Origin of the sequence: Enterobacter sp. MGH120 (assembly GCF_001037725.1) — a bacterium.
Classification (GTDB): Bacteria; Pseudomonadota; Gammaproteobacteria; order Enterobacterales; family Enterobacteriaceae; genus Enterobacter; species Enterobacter hormaechei_C.
Window position 1 is genome coordinate 2,364,821 of the sequence record NZ_KQ089940.1, and the last position, 13,893, is coordinate 2,378,713.

General features: G+C 56.7%; 13 protein-coding genes. 4 read left to right on the forward strand and 9 right to left on the reverse strand.

The window, feature by feature from the left end; translation table 11 throughout:
• Positions 1-56 precede the first annotated feature (56 nt).
• Genes SK54_RS11145 through manX form a run of 4 tightly spaced genes read right to left on the reverse strand, consistent with a single transcriptional unit; the run spans position 57 to position 3,244 of the window.
• A complete protein-coding gene (locus tag SK54_RS11145) occupies positions 57-515 on the reverse strand; it encodes a DUF986 family protein (protein WP_015570303.1) in 459 nt (152 codons plus the stop codon).
• A gap of 54 nt (positions 516-569) precedes the next feature.
• Entirely contained in the window at positions 570-1,421 is an 852-nt protein-coding gene (locus SK54_RS11150; RefSeq protein WP_006810994.1) for a PTS mannose transporter subunit IID, read from the reverse strand.
• 12 nt (positions 1,422-1,433) lie between these two features.
• Positions 1,434-2,234, reverse strand: coding sequence for a PTS mannose transporter subunit IIC (gene manY / locus SK54_RS11155; protein ID WP_003859914.1), 801 nt, complete (start codon positions 2,232-2,234; stop codon positions 1,434-1,436).
• A 47-nt stretch (positions 2,235-2,281) separates the two neighbouring features.
• A complete protein-coding gene (gene manX / locus SK54_RS11160; RefSeq protein ID WP_017384327.1) occupies positions 2,282-3,244 on the reverse strand; it encodes a PTS mannose transporter subunit IIAB in 963 nt (320 codons plus the stop codon).
• Between the two features lie 462 nt (positions 3,245-3,706).
• On the opposite strand from manX, the gene yoaE reads away from it, so the two are divergent.
• Entirely contained in the window at positions 3,707-5,266 is a 1,560-nt protein-coding gene (yoaE, locus tag SK54_RS11165) for a CNNM family cation transport protein YoaE (RefSeq protein ID WP_006810992.1), read from the forward strand.
• A gap of 6 nt (positions 5,267-5,272) precedes the next feature.
• Here the strand turns inward: yoaE and SK54_RS11170 are convergent, their stop codons facing one another.
• The 4 genes from SK54_RS11170 to pabB all read right to left on the reverse strand — a co-directional run bounded on the left by SK54_RS11170 (position 5,273) and on the right by pabB (position 10,459).
• Positions 5,273-6,871, reverse strand: a complete 1,599-nt coding sequence (locus tag SK54_RS11170) for an EAL domain-containing protein (protein WP_015570305.1) — start codon at positions 6,869-6,871, stop codon at positions 5,273-5,275.
• A 129-nt stretch (positions 6,872-7,000) separates the two neighbouring features.
• The gene (sdaA, locus tag SK54_RS11175) at positions 7,001-8,365 is read right to left on the reverse strand and encodes an L-serine ammonia-lyase (RefSeq protein WP_003859920.1); all 1,365 of its coding nucleotides are present in this window, start codon (positions 8,363-8,365) and stop codon (positions 7,001-7,003) included.
• A 184-nt stretch (positions 8,366-8,549) separates the two neighbouring features.
• Positions 8,550-9,128 (reverse strand): CoA pyrophosphatase, encoded by a 579-nt coding sequence (locus SK54_RS11180; protein ID WP_048247191.1) that lies wholly within the window; start codon positions 9,126-9,128, stop codon positions 8,550-8,552.
• Positions 9,125-10,459 (reverse strand): aminodeoxychorismate synthase component 1, encoded by a 1,335-nt coding sequence (pabB, locus tag SK54_RS11185; RefSeq protein WP_048247193.1) that lies wholly within the window; start codon positions 10,457-10,459, stop codon positions 9,125-9,127. The genes SK54_RS11180 and pabB overlap by 4 nt, the downstream gene beginning before the upstream one ends.
• Positions 10,460-10,520: 61 nt before the next feature.
• Between pabB and SK54_RS11190 the strand changes: the two genes are divergently transcribed.
• Positions 10,521-10,703, forward strand: coding sequence for a YoaH family protein (locus tag SK54_RS11190; protein WP_003859925.1), 183 nt, complete (start codon positions 10,521-10,523; stop codon positions 10,701-10,703).
• A gap of 5 nt (positions 10,704-10,708) precedes the next feature.
• On the opposite strand, the gene SK54_RS11195 is transcribed toward SK54_RS11190, so the two are convergent.
• A complete protein-coding gene (locus SK54_RS11195) occupies positions 10,709-11,053 on the reverse strand; it encodes a RidA family protein (protein WP_003859927.1) in 345 nt (114 codons plus the stop codon).
• 133 nt (positions 11,054-11,186) lie between these two features.
• Between SK54_RS11195 and SK54_RS11200 the strand changes: the two genes are divergently transcribed.
• Positions 11,187-13,097, forward strand: coding sequence for an ATP-dependent DNA helicase (locus SK54_RS11200; RefSeq protein WP_045345049.1), 1,911 nt, complete (start codon positions 11,187-11,189; stop codon positions 13,095-13,097).
• A gap of 66 nt (positions 13,098-13,163) precedes the next feature.
• Positions 13,164-13,859: a tRNA (adenosine(37)-N6)-threonylcarbamoyltransferase complex dimerization subunit type 1 TsaB gene (gene tsaB, locus SK54_RS11205; protein WP_048247195.1), complete on the forward strand. Its 696-nt coding sequence runs from the start codon at positions 13,164-13,166 to the stop codon at positions 13,857-13,859.
• The last annotated feature ends 34 nt before the right edge of the window (positions 13,860-13,893 follow it).

A 13,893-nucleotide genomic window follows, 5' to 3' on the forward strand; every position in this document is an offset into this window, starting at 1 on the left:
GGCTATATTGCTGGTTTAAGAATAATGCAATATATAGCCGATGCTATAATATTAACTCATTGAGTTTTAACGAGTAATTTGTAGATCTTTTCCAGGTCATCAATATTTTTGACCCGGATGAGCAGGCGGCGTTGTTCTAATTGCATCACCAGAACCCCGTCTTCGGATAAATTCATCTCTTTAATACGGTTATATTCTATCCAGACATTAGCGAAGAAGAATCCGTGTTTTTTAAAAATGAGTTTTGGCGAGCGGATCCAGAACAGGTAAATCGCCATTAATGCCAGCGCACATAATAACCATGTGGTTAATATTGCGCCGTGGCTGGTCACATTATTGTAAATCAGGATGACTACCAGACCGGCGAAGATAAACGCATCAATGCGTCCACGGCGTAATAGGGGAAGGGTCAGCAGCGTCTCGCCGTGGCGGCGAGGCATAATGAACTCGTCATAGATCGCGTAAGCCAGAAGGGCAACAATAAATAAAACCAGTACGGTGTCCGTGACAGTCATTCATCCTCCAGATAAAAAGACCGGGGGCAAGCCCCCGGTCGGTAACGCATTTTATTACAGACCCAGCAGGCCGACGGCGTAGCCCGCGATACCGATGACGAAGAAGCCAACGATGATCCACAGCGGGTTCACTTTCTTACGCAGCAGCCACATACAGGCGAAGGTTAGCAGCAGCGGTACCAGGCCCGGCATCAGCTGGTCCAGAATCGTCTGCACGGTGGTAACGCGCGTCTGACCATCCTGACCAGTGATCGTCGATACCACCAGCGGGATGTTCACGTGCGTCCACTTGTTAACCAGCGCCCCCATTACAAACAGGCCGAGGATTGACGCCCCCTCAGTCAGTTTTTGCAGGAAGCCGCCGCCCATATCCTTAACGATATCCACCCCTTTACGATAACCGTACGCCACGCCGTAGTAACGGGTCAGCAGACGCACCGCGTTGAACAGGATGAAGAACAGCAGAGGACCGAGCAGGCTGCCGCTCATGGCGATCCCGGCGCCCAGCGCCGCAAAGACCGGACGCACGGTACCCCAGAAGATCGGGTCGCCCACGCCTGCCAGCGGCCCCATCAGACCAACTTTGATACCGTTGATGGCACCATCGTCGATTTCAGCCCCGTTCGCACGCTGCTCTTCCATTGCCAGCGTCACGCCCAGAACAGGCGCCGCAACATAAGGATGGGTGTTGAAGAATTCCAGGTGACGCTTAATTGCCTGACGGCGTGCTTCGTTGTTTTCCGGATACAGGCGTTTGATGGCCGGCACCATGGAGAAGCAGAAGCCGAGCGCCTGCATACGTTCGAAGTTCCATGAACCCTGAAACAGGTTAGAACGGATGAACACGCCACGAATATCACCCGGAGTGAGTTTTTTCTCAGTGGTAGTTTTTGTCATATCAACCATTTCGCTCACCTGTTAGTCCAGTTCGTTATCGAGATCGTTGTTACCAGCAGCCTGCGCAGGGGCACCCGCGACACGGTTGTATTTCGGGCTGAGCTGGATATAAAGAATCGCCATCACCGCACCAATCACACCCAGCGCAACCAGGTTGAAGTTGGTGAACGCAGCGGTAACGAAGCCGAGGTAGAAGAATGGCATCAGGTAGCCCGCGCGCATCATGTTGATGACCATCGCATAACCGACCACCACGATCATACCCCCGGCGATATTCAGACCGCTGGTAACCACTTCAGGGATCGCATTCAGCATGCCCTGAACTTCGCTGGTACCGACAGAAATCGCCACGATAACCGCAGGGATTGCGATACGCATCGCTTGCAGGAACAGGGAAGAAACGTGGATCCAGGAGAGCGCGGTGAGGTTGCCGTTTTCGGCCGCCTTATCCGCCGCATGCTGGAAGGCAACGGTAATAGTACGGACGATAATGGTCAGCACCTGACCCGCTGCGGCCAGCGGGATGGCCAGCGCGATACCGGCACCAATACTCTGATGACCAGCGATAACCAGAACGGTTGAAATAATGGACGCCAGCGCGGCATCTGGCGCAACTGCCGCACCGATGTTCATCCAGCCGAGGGCGATCATTTCCAGGGTACCACCGATGATGATACCGGTTTTCATGTCACCGAGAACGGCGCCAATCAACGTACAGGCCACCAGAGGGCGGTGGAACTGAAATTCATCAAGTACGGACTCCATACCCGCAATACATGCGACGATGAACACCAGCACAATCTGAAGAGTAGTAATCTCCATTGCACTTCTCCTATTACATAAGCTCTATATGAAAAACCGGCCCGGGCTTATTTCCCCACTTTGCCGATCAAATCCATCATTTTCAGTTTCTGGTCCGTGGAAACCTTACGGGCTTCCAGTTCGATACCGCGTGCATTCAGTTTGTTGAAGGCCTCGATATCTTTCGCATCCACTGAAATCGCGTTGTTGACCTGCGTTTTGCCCTGACGGAATGCCATACCGCCAATGTTAACGGAGGTGATTTTCACGCCGCCTTCAACAATGCGTTCGACGTCTGTCGGGTTGGTGAAGAGAAGCATCACGCGCTCACCCGCATATTTCGGGTTGTTGTAAACGCGGATCATTTTGGCGACATCCACGACGTGCGCGGTGACGCCCGGCGGTGCAACCTGGGTAAGAAGGGTTTTACGGACAGTGTCGGCGGCCACTTCGTCACTGACCACGATGATGCGTTGTACGTTGGTCTCTTTGGTCCAGCGTGTTGCCACCTGGCCGTGGATCAGACGGTCATCAATACGCGCAAGGCCGATAACCATGTAATCGTTCGGACCCATTGGCTTCGCCGGTGCTGCCGCCCTTGGTGCAGCAGGGGCAGGGGCCGGTTTTTCAACCGGCTGCGCTTTCAGCGCCTTCACGCCTTCGCGACCGGTTTCCACCGCCAGTGCCACCAGTTCATCAAAACCTGGGTTGTCGTCACGCGCCATGAAGGTTTCCACCAACATCGGGATATTCACCCCGGCGACGACTTCATAATGCTCTTTATCGACGACAATGCGGCTGGCAGCGTTGAACGGGCTGCCGCCCCATGTATCCACGAGAAACAGCACGCCTTTGCTGGTATCCAGCTTCTCAAGCTGAGCAGTGTATTTTTCAATCAGCGTCTCGGCATTTTCACCGGGAACGAAATCGATCCAGCCGACGTTTTCCTGCTCGCCCAACAGCATTTCTGCCGTTTTGAGTAACTGCTCCGCAGCCCAACCATGTGTGCCTATGACAATAGCAATGGTCACTTGCTACCTCCTTTTATTATCATGTATACGTCTGCCAGGCAGGCGTACTGAGAATCGTATTGGCGAACCGAATCGATTCAGATAAGGGTTAGAGTTCAAAAAACTAAGACTTCCGCGAATTATTTTAGATAGTGAAAAAATAATTTATGTGATGAAGATCCGTAATTTAGCTAAGCCTTACAGATTTTTCTTTAAGTTAATCCGCGTGTGTTACAGAAGTTTGCAAAGGAACGTAAATCTTTGCTAAAAACCAATTGTCTCTGATATGTTTAGCGTCCGTTTAATTATTCAGGAGTATAGGGCTACAGCCCACTATATGGACCGTCACCGACGTCAGTCATCTTCCAGGCCACTCCGCGCCTTATTCATCGGCGATCTTCGCCACGCATCGACTCTCATTCCTTTTGAAATGCCCGAAATTAGCGGGGCACCGTTTTGTCATTCCTTTAGCAGGAGCGTGTCATGGAATTCTTAATGGACCCGTCAATCTGGGTAGGCTTGCTTACGCTGGTCGTGCTGGAGATCGTTCTCGGTATTGATAACCTGGTGTTTATCGCCATCCTCGCGGATAAGCTCCCGCCGAAACAGCGTGATAAAGCCCGTCTGATCGGCCTCTCGCTGGCGCTGATCATGCGTCTGGGCTTGCTGTCTGTGATCTCGTGGATGGTTACCCTGACGAAGCCGCTGTTCACCGTCATGGATTTCACCTTCTCCGGCCGCGATTTAATCATGCTGGTGGGGGGCCTGTTCCTGCTGTTCAAAGCCACAACAGAGCTGCATGAACGGCTGGAGAACCGGCAGCACGATGATGGCCACGGTAAGGGTTACGCCAGCTTCTGGGTGGTTGTTCTCCAGATTGTGGTGCTTGATGCGGTCTTCTCTCTGGATGCGGTGATTACGGCAGTCGGCATGGTGAACCATCTGCCGGTGATGATGGCGGCGGTGGTGATTGCGATGGCGGTAATGCTGCTGGCGTCAAAACCGCTGACGCGTTTCGTCAACCAGCATCCGACGGTCGTTGTGCTGTGTCTGAGCTTCCTGCTGATGATTGGTCTGAGCCTGGTGGCAGAAGGGTTTGGCTTCCATATTCCGAAAGGCTACCTGTACGCCGCGATTGGCTTCTCGATTCTGATCGAGCTGTTTAACCAGATTGCGCGCCGTAACTTTATTAAGCAGCAGTCGAATCAGCCGCTGCGAGCCCGTACCGCAGATGCGATTCTGCGACTGATGGGTGGACGTCGTCAGGTCAACGTGCAGGCTGATAACGAGAACCGTAACCCGGTTCCGGTGCCGGAAGGCGCGTTTGTGGAAGAAGAACGCTACATGATCAACGGCGTGCTTTCGCTGGCTTCCCGCTCCCTGCGCGGCATTATGACGCCGCGCGGTGAGATCAGCTGGGTGGACGCCAACCTGAGCGTCGACGAAATTCGTCAGCAGCTGCTCTCCTCGCCACACAGTCTGTTCCCGGTCTGCCGGGGTGAGCTGGATGAGATCATCGGTGTCGTACGCGCGAAAGAGATGCTGGTGGCGCTGGAAGAGGGCGTTAACGTCGAGGCCGTAGCGGCCGCGTCGCCCGCCATCGTAGTACCGGAGACGCTGGATCCGATCAACCTGCTGGGCGTATTGCGTCGTGCCCGCGGGAGCTTTGTTATCGTCACCAATGAATTTGGTGTGGTACAGGGCCTGGTGACGCCGCTGGACGTGCTGGAAGCCATTGCCGGTGAATTCCCTGATGCGGATGAAACCCCGGAAATCGTTGCCGACGGTGACGGCTGGCTGGTGAAAGGCACCACCGACCTGCACGCGCTCTCGCACACGCTGGGCGTCGAAAACGTGGTCAATGATGATGAAGACATTGCCACCGTCGCGGGGCTGGTGATTGCCGTTAACGGGCAGATCCCGCGTATTGGTGATGTGCTGGAGCTGCCGCCGCTGCAAATTACTATCGTCGAAGCCAACGACTATCGCGTTGATATGGTGCGTATTGTTAAAGAGCACTCTGCACACGACGAAGAAGAGTAACGCTATCTAGCGTAACGGCAGTAAGGGCACGATGTGTCCGTTGTGGCGGGCTGGCGGAGAGTGACTTTCCGCCAGCCATTTCGGAAACTCGCGCAGCGGCATTGGCCGCGCATACAAGTACCCCTGCAAAATATGTACGCTGTGACGGCGCAGGTAGCGTGACTGCTCCTCGGTTTCCACCCCTTCCGCAACCAGTTCAATATTCAGCCGCTGACCCAGCGCAATAATAATATCCGTTACCGTTGAGTTCACGGCGTCGGTGCCGATCGCGGTGGTGAAGGATTTATCAATTTTCAGCACATCCGGATGCAGTTTTTCTAGCCATGAAAGTGAGCTGTTGCCGGTACCAAAGTCATCAATCGCAAGTTTCACCCCTTTGCGGTGCAGCTCCCGCACGATGCGGTAATCCACATCCAGCAACGCATCGCGTTCGGTTAACTCCACGATCAACTGTTGAACAGGGCTGGCGTTAAACCAGATGCGGTTGAGATCCTGGATCAGCGCAGCGCGGCGAAAATGGCTGGCGGCCACGTTAATGCCGATATGGAAATCGCGCGAGGCCGGGAAATAGCCTATCTGCCGCACCGTTTCGCTGATGACGTAGCGGGTAAGCGGAACAATCAGGTTATGTTCTTCGGCCAGAGGGATAAAGACATCGGGCGAAATCCATCCCTGACGCGGGTTGTTCCAGCGCAGGAGGATCTCGACGCCGACGCATTCCCGGGTGCGGGCATTCACCAGCGGCTGGCAGAAGAGCTCAAACTCCCTGGCCGCAATTCCCATATTGATTTCCCAGGTGAAACTGATGCGCCGCGCGGTGGCGAGCCAGGCGATATAGCCCATCAGTAAGCTGAGCATTAACGCCAGCGGCAGCTGGGTGGGCAGATTTTTTAACGCCATTTCGCCAGGCCCGGGGCCACTCACCGTGACGCTGAAAGGGTAATGCTGTGACGATTGTTCCAGCAGGGAGGCGTTTTCATCGAAGGTCGGCGTAGTCGTCACCTGTTGCCCGTCGCGGAGGAAGTTATCTCCTACTCTCAGGACAACGTCGGTGATCTGCGGCCGCTGCGGCTCGAGAATCATTTTAGTGATGAGATCGATATTCACCACCTCCATCACCCCGTCGTTGCCGTCGCTCGCGAGGGGAGACCACTGAATCAGTACCGGGCTGCCTTTTACCAGCCACCGATCGGTCAGCAGCAACAGCCTGGATTCACTGACCGGCAGCTCCGGCACAAACTCACTGACGGGCACATTACGGCTGCCAAAGACGCTTGAGCAATACAGTATTCCGTCTTGAATGAGGGCGATGGAACGTACGGTCTGGAGGATCGCCGCCTGTTTTCGCAGGATCAGATTTGCTTCGGAACAGGGTATGCCAACCAGTGAAAGTAGCGTTTCCCGCTGGGCCTCTAACGAAAGAAGCACCTTATCAAGCGCACGCACGGTGTGGTGGGTAAAGTCGTGGATCCGATCCTGATTTATGTTGCGCTGTGAAATAAAGCGAATACCCAGCGTCAGGACGAGCGTAACGAGCGCAACCGTGACACAGACGATAACGCGTTTTCGGCGATAGTCTTTAATGATCGTTTGTGCAGTTTGCATGAACGGTCGCCTGTTAAGCACCGGCCGGAAAAGCCAGACGCAACAGTGACAGTGTAGTGGGGAATACGTGAAGCGACGAGACGAGAGGGGAAAATTCGCCCATCCGTTGCAGATGGGCGAAAGGAAGGCTTAGTCGCACTGCACCTTAATGGCCAGACCGCCGCGCGAGGTCTCACGGTACTTCGCGTTCATGTCCTTGCCGGTTTCGTACATGGTTTCAATAACCTTATCCAGCGACACGCGTGGCTCGCTGGTACGGCGCATCGCCATACGCGAGGCGTTGATCGCTTTGACGGAGGCGATGGCGTTACGCTCAATGCACGGCACCTGCACCTGACCGGCAACCGGGTCACAGGTCAAGCCGAGGTTGTGCTCCATGCCGATTTCCGCCGCCACGCACACCTGCTCAGGGCTTGCGCCCAGCAGTTCCGCCAGACCCGCTGCCGCCATGGAGCAGGCCACGCCCACTTCACCCTGACAGCCCACTTCAGCGCCGGAGATGGACGCATTCATCTTGTACAGCGCGCCGATAGCGCCTGCCGCGAGGAAATAACGGATGTAGATGTCCGGCGTCACGGGCTCAATAAAGTGATCGTAATAGGCCAGCACCGCCGGAACGATACCGCACGCGCCGTTGGTTGGCGCGGTCACCACGCGGCCCCCTGCGGCGTTCTCTTCGTTCACCGCCAGAGCAAACATGTTCACCCAGTCGACCACGTTCATTGGGTCATTGGAGAACTTGTCGGTAGTGACCAGCATGCGGCGCAGCGCAGAGGCACGACGCGGTACGCGCAGTGGCCCAGGCAGAACGCCTTCGGTGTTCATCCCGCGGTCAATACAGGCGCGCATGGTTTGCCACACGTTAGCAAAATAGTCTTCGATCTCTTTCTTACTGTGCAGCGCCAGTTCGTTCTGCATCACCATGCCTGACAGGGACAGACCGGTCTCTTTGCAGTAGCCCAGCATCTCGGTGGCCGATTTAAACGGATAGGGCACATTGACGTCGCCCGCGCTCTCTTTACCAAAGTGTTCTTCGTCAACGATAAAGCCGCCGCCTATGGAGTAGTAAGTTTTGCTGTAGATCTCTTTTTCGCCACTCCAGGCGTGGATGGTCATGCCGTTTTCATGCAGCGGCAGGTTGTCGCTACGAAAACGCATCCCGTCATCCTGCGGGAAGTCCACTTCGTGCTGGCCGTTAGCCAGCAGCAAACGACCGCGCGTTTCCACGTCGCGGATAAATGCCGGAATGGCATCAATATCAACTGTGTCCGGCATATTGCCCGCCAGACCCATAATAATGGCGATATCGGTGTGGTGGCCTTTACCCGTTAATGACAGTGAACCGTAAACGTCTACGGCGACACGAGTAACGCTTTCCAGTAATCCTTTTTCGACCAGATCATCGACGAACTGTTTACCGGCCTTCATCGGCCCTACAGTGTGGGAAGAAGATGGACCAATCCCCACTTTGAACATGTCGAATATACTAATCACTTTCACACTCCTGACAGGGTTACTGGGGTTCCAGTAACGATGTTATAACTGCGCATAGTGTAAGAGGGAACACCAACCTCGGCTTAACTATTCACATGAATTAAACTAATGGTTAACGATGGTTTTGCTAATAGCGCGACGCCGATCGCAAACCTGCCAGAAAAGGGTGGAATGTAAAGTATAGTCAAGGCTTCAGGCCGATTTGCAGGGCCAGCTCACGAATGATGCCTGCCGTCATGCCCCAGACAAAATAATGCTGATACCACGACAGCCAGACCCGATGATCGTGTCCGCGGCGGTGAATATCCAGCGGGTGATAGCGACCCAGACGAAGGGCCTCTTCCAGCGGCATTTCGAATACCGCTGAAACTTCATCGACGCTGGCGTGATACTGAAGATCGGGCGGAATAATGCCAACGACCGGCGTGACCTGAAAACCGGTTACGCTGTGCACTGGCGGCAGCACGCCGATCACCTCGACCGCCTCCGGGGGGATCGCCACTTCCTCATGCGCTTCGCGCAGTGCGGCGGCAATCAGGGATGCATCGGTGCTGTCCACCGCGCCGCCCGGGAACGCAACCTGACCGGCGTGTTTTCGCATATGCGGTGAGCGCTGGGTAAGCAACAGACCCGGCTGCTCACGACGCACGACCGGGATCAGCACCGCCGCCTGACGTTGATTCACCGTGGCGCGGTTAACCTGGGGCCGCAGAAGCTGAAAGCGCGACAGAAAATCATCCAGCGTCAGGTTGTCTTTCTTCACCGTGAGTTCTCCAGTTGTTTCAGGATACGATTCACTTTATCAAAGGTTTCCTGATATTCCGCCTCCGCCTGGCTGTCGGCCACAATGCCACCGCCTGCGGAACAGTACAGGTTACCGTCGCAGGCCGTCAGGGTGCGAATAGTGATGCTGGTATCCATGGTGCCGCACAGACTCACATAGCCGATGCTGCCGCACCAGGCGTTGCGGCGATGCGGTTCCAGTTCGTCGATGATCTCCATCGCCCGGACCTTCGGCGCGCCGGTAATGGAGCCGCCCGGAAACGCGGCGCGGAGCAGATCGCAGGCGGTTCGCGAGGCCGGCAGACGTGCGGTGATGGTGCTGACCAGATGATGCACCGCCGGGAATGGCTCCACGACGAACAGCTCCGGCACGCGCACGCTGCCCGGCTCGGCGACGCGGCCAATATCATTGCGCATCAGATCGACAATCATCAGGTTTTCAGCGCGATCTTTCGGCGAGGCCGCCAGCGTCTCCGCCTGCTGACGGTCGGCGTCGGCATCGGCAAGGCGCGGCAGGGTGCCCTTTATCGGGCGGGTCTGAATCATACCGTCAGCCAGGTGAATAAAACGCTCAGGCGAAAGGCTGAGGATGGCGCCGTGTTCTAGGCGTAAAAATGCGCTGAACGGGGCCTTATTGCTGGCATTGAGGCGGGTAAACGCCTGCCATTCGTCTCCCTCGTATGCCGCCTGGAAACGCTGGGCGAGGTTGACCTGATAACAGTCGCCGCTGTGAAGATACGCCTGCACGCGGGAGAATTTTTCCGCGTATTCCTCCGCACTCATGTTCGAGCGCCAGCCGGAGGTTAGCATAAAGCGTTCCGGGGCGGCGGGCCGTTGCGCCTCAAGCCAGGACAGACGCGCCTGCACGTCCCGGTGGCTTAGCAGAGAAACCGTCTGCTTACGGTGATCCACGATCAGCGCCCAGTCATACAGCCCCACCGCCATATCCGGCAGGGAAATATCCGCCTGCGCATGCTCGGGCAGCGTTTCGAAACGGCGACCCAGATCGTAACCAAACAGGCCCAGCACGCCCCCCTGGAAAGGCAGATCCGGATCCGGTGTGGCAGATAAGCCCAGAGCATGGATCTCGTTCTGGAGTCGCATCAGCGGATCGTCAGTTGGCGACAGCGCATCGGTCGTCAGCGTTTTAACCGGGTCGGCCACCAGAATATCAAAGCGGCTGTAGGGATGATCCGCATGCCCGGAGTGCAGGAGCATCGCAAAAGGCAGGTGGCTCAGACGGGCAAACCAGAACTCGGCGGCGTCTGCACGCCAGGGCAAGGTCATAACAGTGGGGAAGCGCATGTTCATGTATGGCATACTACCGGGCAGCGTGAAATAATTAGCGCGAATAATTTAGCAGGAGTTAACGATGTTTGCAGGTTTACCTTCTCTCAGCCATGACCAACAGCAGAAAGCCGTTGAACGTATTCAGGAGCTGATGTCCCAGGGGATGAGCAGCGGACAGGCAATTTCCCAGGTCGCGGAAGAACTTCGCGCCACCCATACCGGCGAGCGGATCGTGGCGCGCTTTGAGGATGAAGATGAAGAATAACCGGCTTACACTGCCGCGATAATCTTGATCTCAACCTTATATTCCGGTTTCATCAGCGTGGCCTGTACGGTGCAGCGTACAGGCGCGTGACCCGCCACCACCCACGCATCCCAGGCTTTATTCATCGCCGCGAAATCGTCTTTATTCGCCAGAAAAATCGTCGCATCCAGAATGCGGGATTTATCGCTGCCCTGTTTTTCCAGTACGGCGTCGATCTGCGCCAGGGTGTTGGCGGTCTGCTCGAAGGCGTCAGCGTCCAGATTGGCAGGGACGCCGGTGTAGTACAGCGTCTGGTTGTGGATCACCACATCAGACCAGCGGGCTTCGGCATCAATGCGCGTAATTGTCATAAACGTATCCTCGTTATCTTTCGTCGTCAGGCGGCAAGACTGCCACAATGTTCCGCCGTCGTCACTATTTGGGGTGGCACCGGAGAGAAGGGGCTGACATAATCCCTGTGCAAAAATACAGTGAGAGAACACCGTGGCAGACGATTTTTCCCCAGAAGGTCACTTAGCACAGGCTATTCCCGGCTTTAAACCGCGCGAACCCCAACGTCAGATGGCGCATGCCGTCGCGCACGCCATCGACAAGGCGCAGCCGCTGGTCGTGGAGGCCGGCACCGGTACGGGGAAAACGTATGCTTACCTCGCTCCTGCGCTGCGGGCGAAAAAGAAGGTGATCATCTCTACGGGATCAAAAGCGCTCCAGGATCAGCTCTACAGCCGCGATTTACCCACGGTGGCGAAAGCGCTGAAATACAAAGGGCGTCTGGCCTTGCTGAAAGGGCGTTCTAACTACCTGTGTCTGGAGCGCCTTGAACAGCAGGCGCTGGCGGGCGGCGACCTGCCGGTACAAACCCTGAGCGATGTGATCGTCCTGCGCGCCTGGGCCAACCAGACGGAGGAGGGGGACATCAGCACCTGCGCGAGCGTGCCGGAAGACTCCCCGGCCTGGCCGCTGGTGACCAGCACCAATGACAACTGCCTCGGCAGCGACTGCCCGCTGTATAAGGACTGTTTTGTGGTGAAAGCGCGTAAAACCGCGATGGACGCCGACGTGGTGGTGGTGAACCATCACCTGTTTCTTGCGGATATGGTGGTCAAAGACAGTGGTTTCGGCGAGCTGATCCCGGAGGCGGAGGTGATGATCTTCGATGAAGCCCATCAGCTACCGGACATCGCCAGCCAGTATTTTGGTCAGTCGCTCTCCAGCCGTCAGCTTCAGGATCTGGCGAAAGATATTACCATTGCCTATCGCACCGAACTCAAAGATACCCAGCAGTTGCAGAAGTGCGCGGACCGCCTGGCGCAATGCGCACAGGATTTCCGCTTACAGCTTGGCGAGCCGGGCTATCGCGGCAACCTGCGCGAACTGCTCGCAGACAAAAATATCCAGCGCGCGCTGCTGCTGCTCGATGATGCCCTTGAACTCTGTTACGACGTGGCGAAGCTGTCCCTCGGACGTTCAGCGCTGCTGGACGCCGCTTTCGAGCGCGCCACGCTCTACCGTGGGCGGCTGAAGCGGCTGAAAGAGATCAACCAGCCGGGCTATAGCTACTGGTACGAATGTACCTCGCGCCACTTCACCCTGGCGCTCACGCCGCTGACCGTTGCTGATAAATTCAAAGAGGTGATGGCGCAAAAGCCCGGCACCTGGGTCTTTACCTCGGCCACGCTGTCGGTCAATGACGATCTGCACCACTTTACCGAGCGCCTCGGCATTGAGCAGGCGGAATCCCTGCTTCTGCCGAGCCCGTTCGACTATGAGAAACAGGCGCTGCTGTGCGTGCCGCGCAATCTGCCGCTGCCTAACCAGCCGGGCGCGGCGCGCCATCTGGCGGCCATGCTGAAGCCGATGATTGAGGCCAACAACGGGCGCTGCTTTATGCTCTGCACCTCACACGCCATGATGCGCGATCTGGCCGAGCAGTTCCGCGCCACCATGACGCTACCGGTGCTGTTGCAGGGGGAAACCAGCAAAGGCCAGCTGCTCCAGCAGTTTGTCAGCGCCGGTAATGCCCTGCTGGTGGCGACCAGCAGCTTCTGGGAAGGGGTGGACGTGCGCGGCGATACGCTCTCGCTGGTGATTATCGATAAGCTGCCGTTCACATCGCCGGACGATCCGCTCCTGAAAGCGCGCATGGAGGATTGCCGTCTGCGCGGGGGCGATCCGTTCGACGACGTCCAGCTGCCGGACGCGGTCATCACGCTTAAACAGGGGGTAGGGCGACTGATCCGCGACGTCACCGACCGCGGGGTGCTGGTGATCTGCGACAACCGCCTGGTGATGCGTCCCTACGGCGCCACCTTCCTCGCCAGCCTGCCGCCCGCGCCGCGCACGCGGGATATTAAACGCGCGGTCCGCTTCCTGGCGAACCCGACGGCGGAGTAATTCTTCCCGGAGTGTGTTAAGATGCGCGCCATTTTGTGACTGACCATTGCGAGAGCGCGACGACTGATGCGAATTCTGGCTATTGATACCGCGACAGAGGCCTGTTCCGTTGCCCTGTGGAACAACGGTACGACTTTTGCTCATTTCGAAGAGTGCCCACGGGAACACACGCAACGTATTCTGCCCCTGGTAAAAACCATTTTAACCGAGGGCAACACCTCCTTAACCGACCTCGACGCGCTGGCCTACGGCCGTGGTCCGGGAAGCTTTACGGGCGTACGTATCGGGATTGGCATTGCGCAGGGGCTGGCGCTGGGCGCTGACCTGCCGATGATCGGCGTCTCAACGCTTGCGACCATGGCTCAGGGCGCCTGGCGCATGACCGGGGCCACCCGCGTGCTGGCTGCGATTGATGCCCGCATGGGGGAAGTCTACTGGGCGGGGTACACCCGTGACGAAAACGGCGTCTGGCACGGCGAAGAGACGGAAGCGGTGCTTAAACCTGAAGCCGTCACCGGACGCCTGAAACAGCTCTCCGGTGAGTGGGCGACGGTCGGAACCGGCTGGCCGGCATGGCCTGAGATGGCGAAGGACACCGGCCTTACGCTGGTGGACGGTAACATGCTCCTGCCCGCCGCAGAAGATATGCTGCCGATTGCCTGTCAGCTACTTGCCGCAGGAAAAACCGTGGCGGTTGAACATGCTGAACCGGTTTATTTACGAAACACCGTCGCGTGGAAGAAACTTCCTGGCCGCGAGTGAATCTCAGTAACAGGAACTGAGAAAAAGGAGTCGC

Coding starts and splice junctions, on each gene's coding strand:
- SK54_RS11145 (WP_015570303.1), bottom strand. CDS start 515: ATGACTGTCACGGACACCGTACTGGTTTTATTTATTGTTGCCCTTCTG.
- SK54_RS11150 (WP_006810994.1), bottom strand. CDS start 1,421: ATGGTTGATATGACAAAAACTACCACTGAGAAAAAACTCACTCCGGGT.
- manY (WP_003859914.1), bottom strand. CDS start 2,234: ATGGAGATTACTACTCTTCAGATTGTGCTGGTGTTCATCGTCGCATGT.
- yoaE (WP_006810992.1), top strand. CDS start 3,707: ATGGAATTCTTAATGGACCCGTCAATCTGGGTAGGCTTGCTTACGCTG.
- SK54_RS11170 (WP_015570305.1), bottom strand. CDS start 6,871: ATGCAAACTGCACAAACGATCATTAAAGACTATCGCCGAAAACGCGTT.
- pabB (WP_048247193.1), bottom strand. CDS start 10,459: ATGAACATGCGCTTCCCCACTGTTATGACCTTGCCCTGGCGTGCAGAC.
- SK54_RS11190 (WP_003859925.1), top strand. CDS start 10,521: ATGTTTGCAGGTTTACCTTCTCTCAGCCATGACCAACAGCAGAAAGCC.
- SK54_RS11195 (WP_003859927.1), bottom strand. CDS start 11,053: ATGACAATTACGCGCATTGATGCCGAAGCCCGCTGGTCTGATGTGGTG.
- tsaB (WP_048247195.1), top strand. CDS start 13,164: ATGCGAATTCTGGCTATTGATACCGCGACAGAGGCCTGTTCCGTTGCC.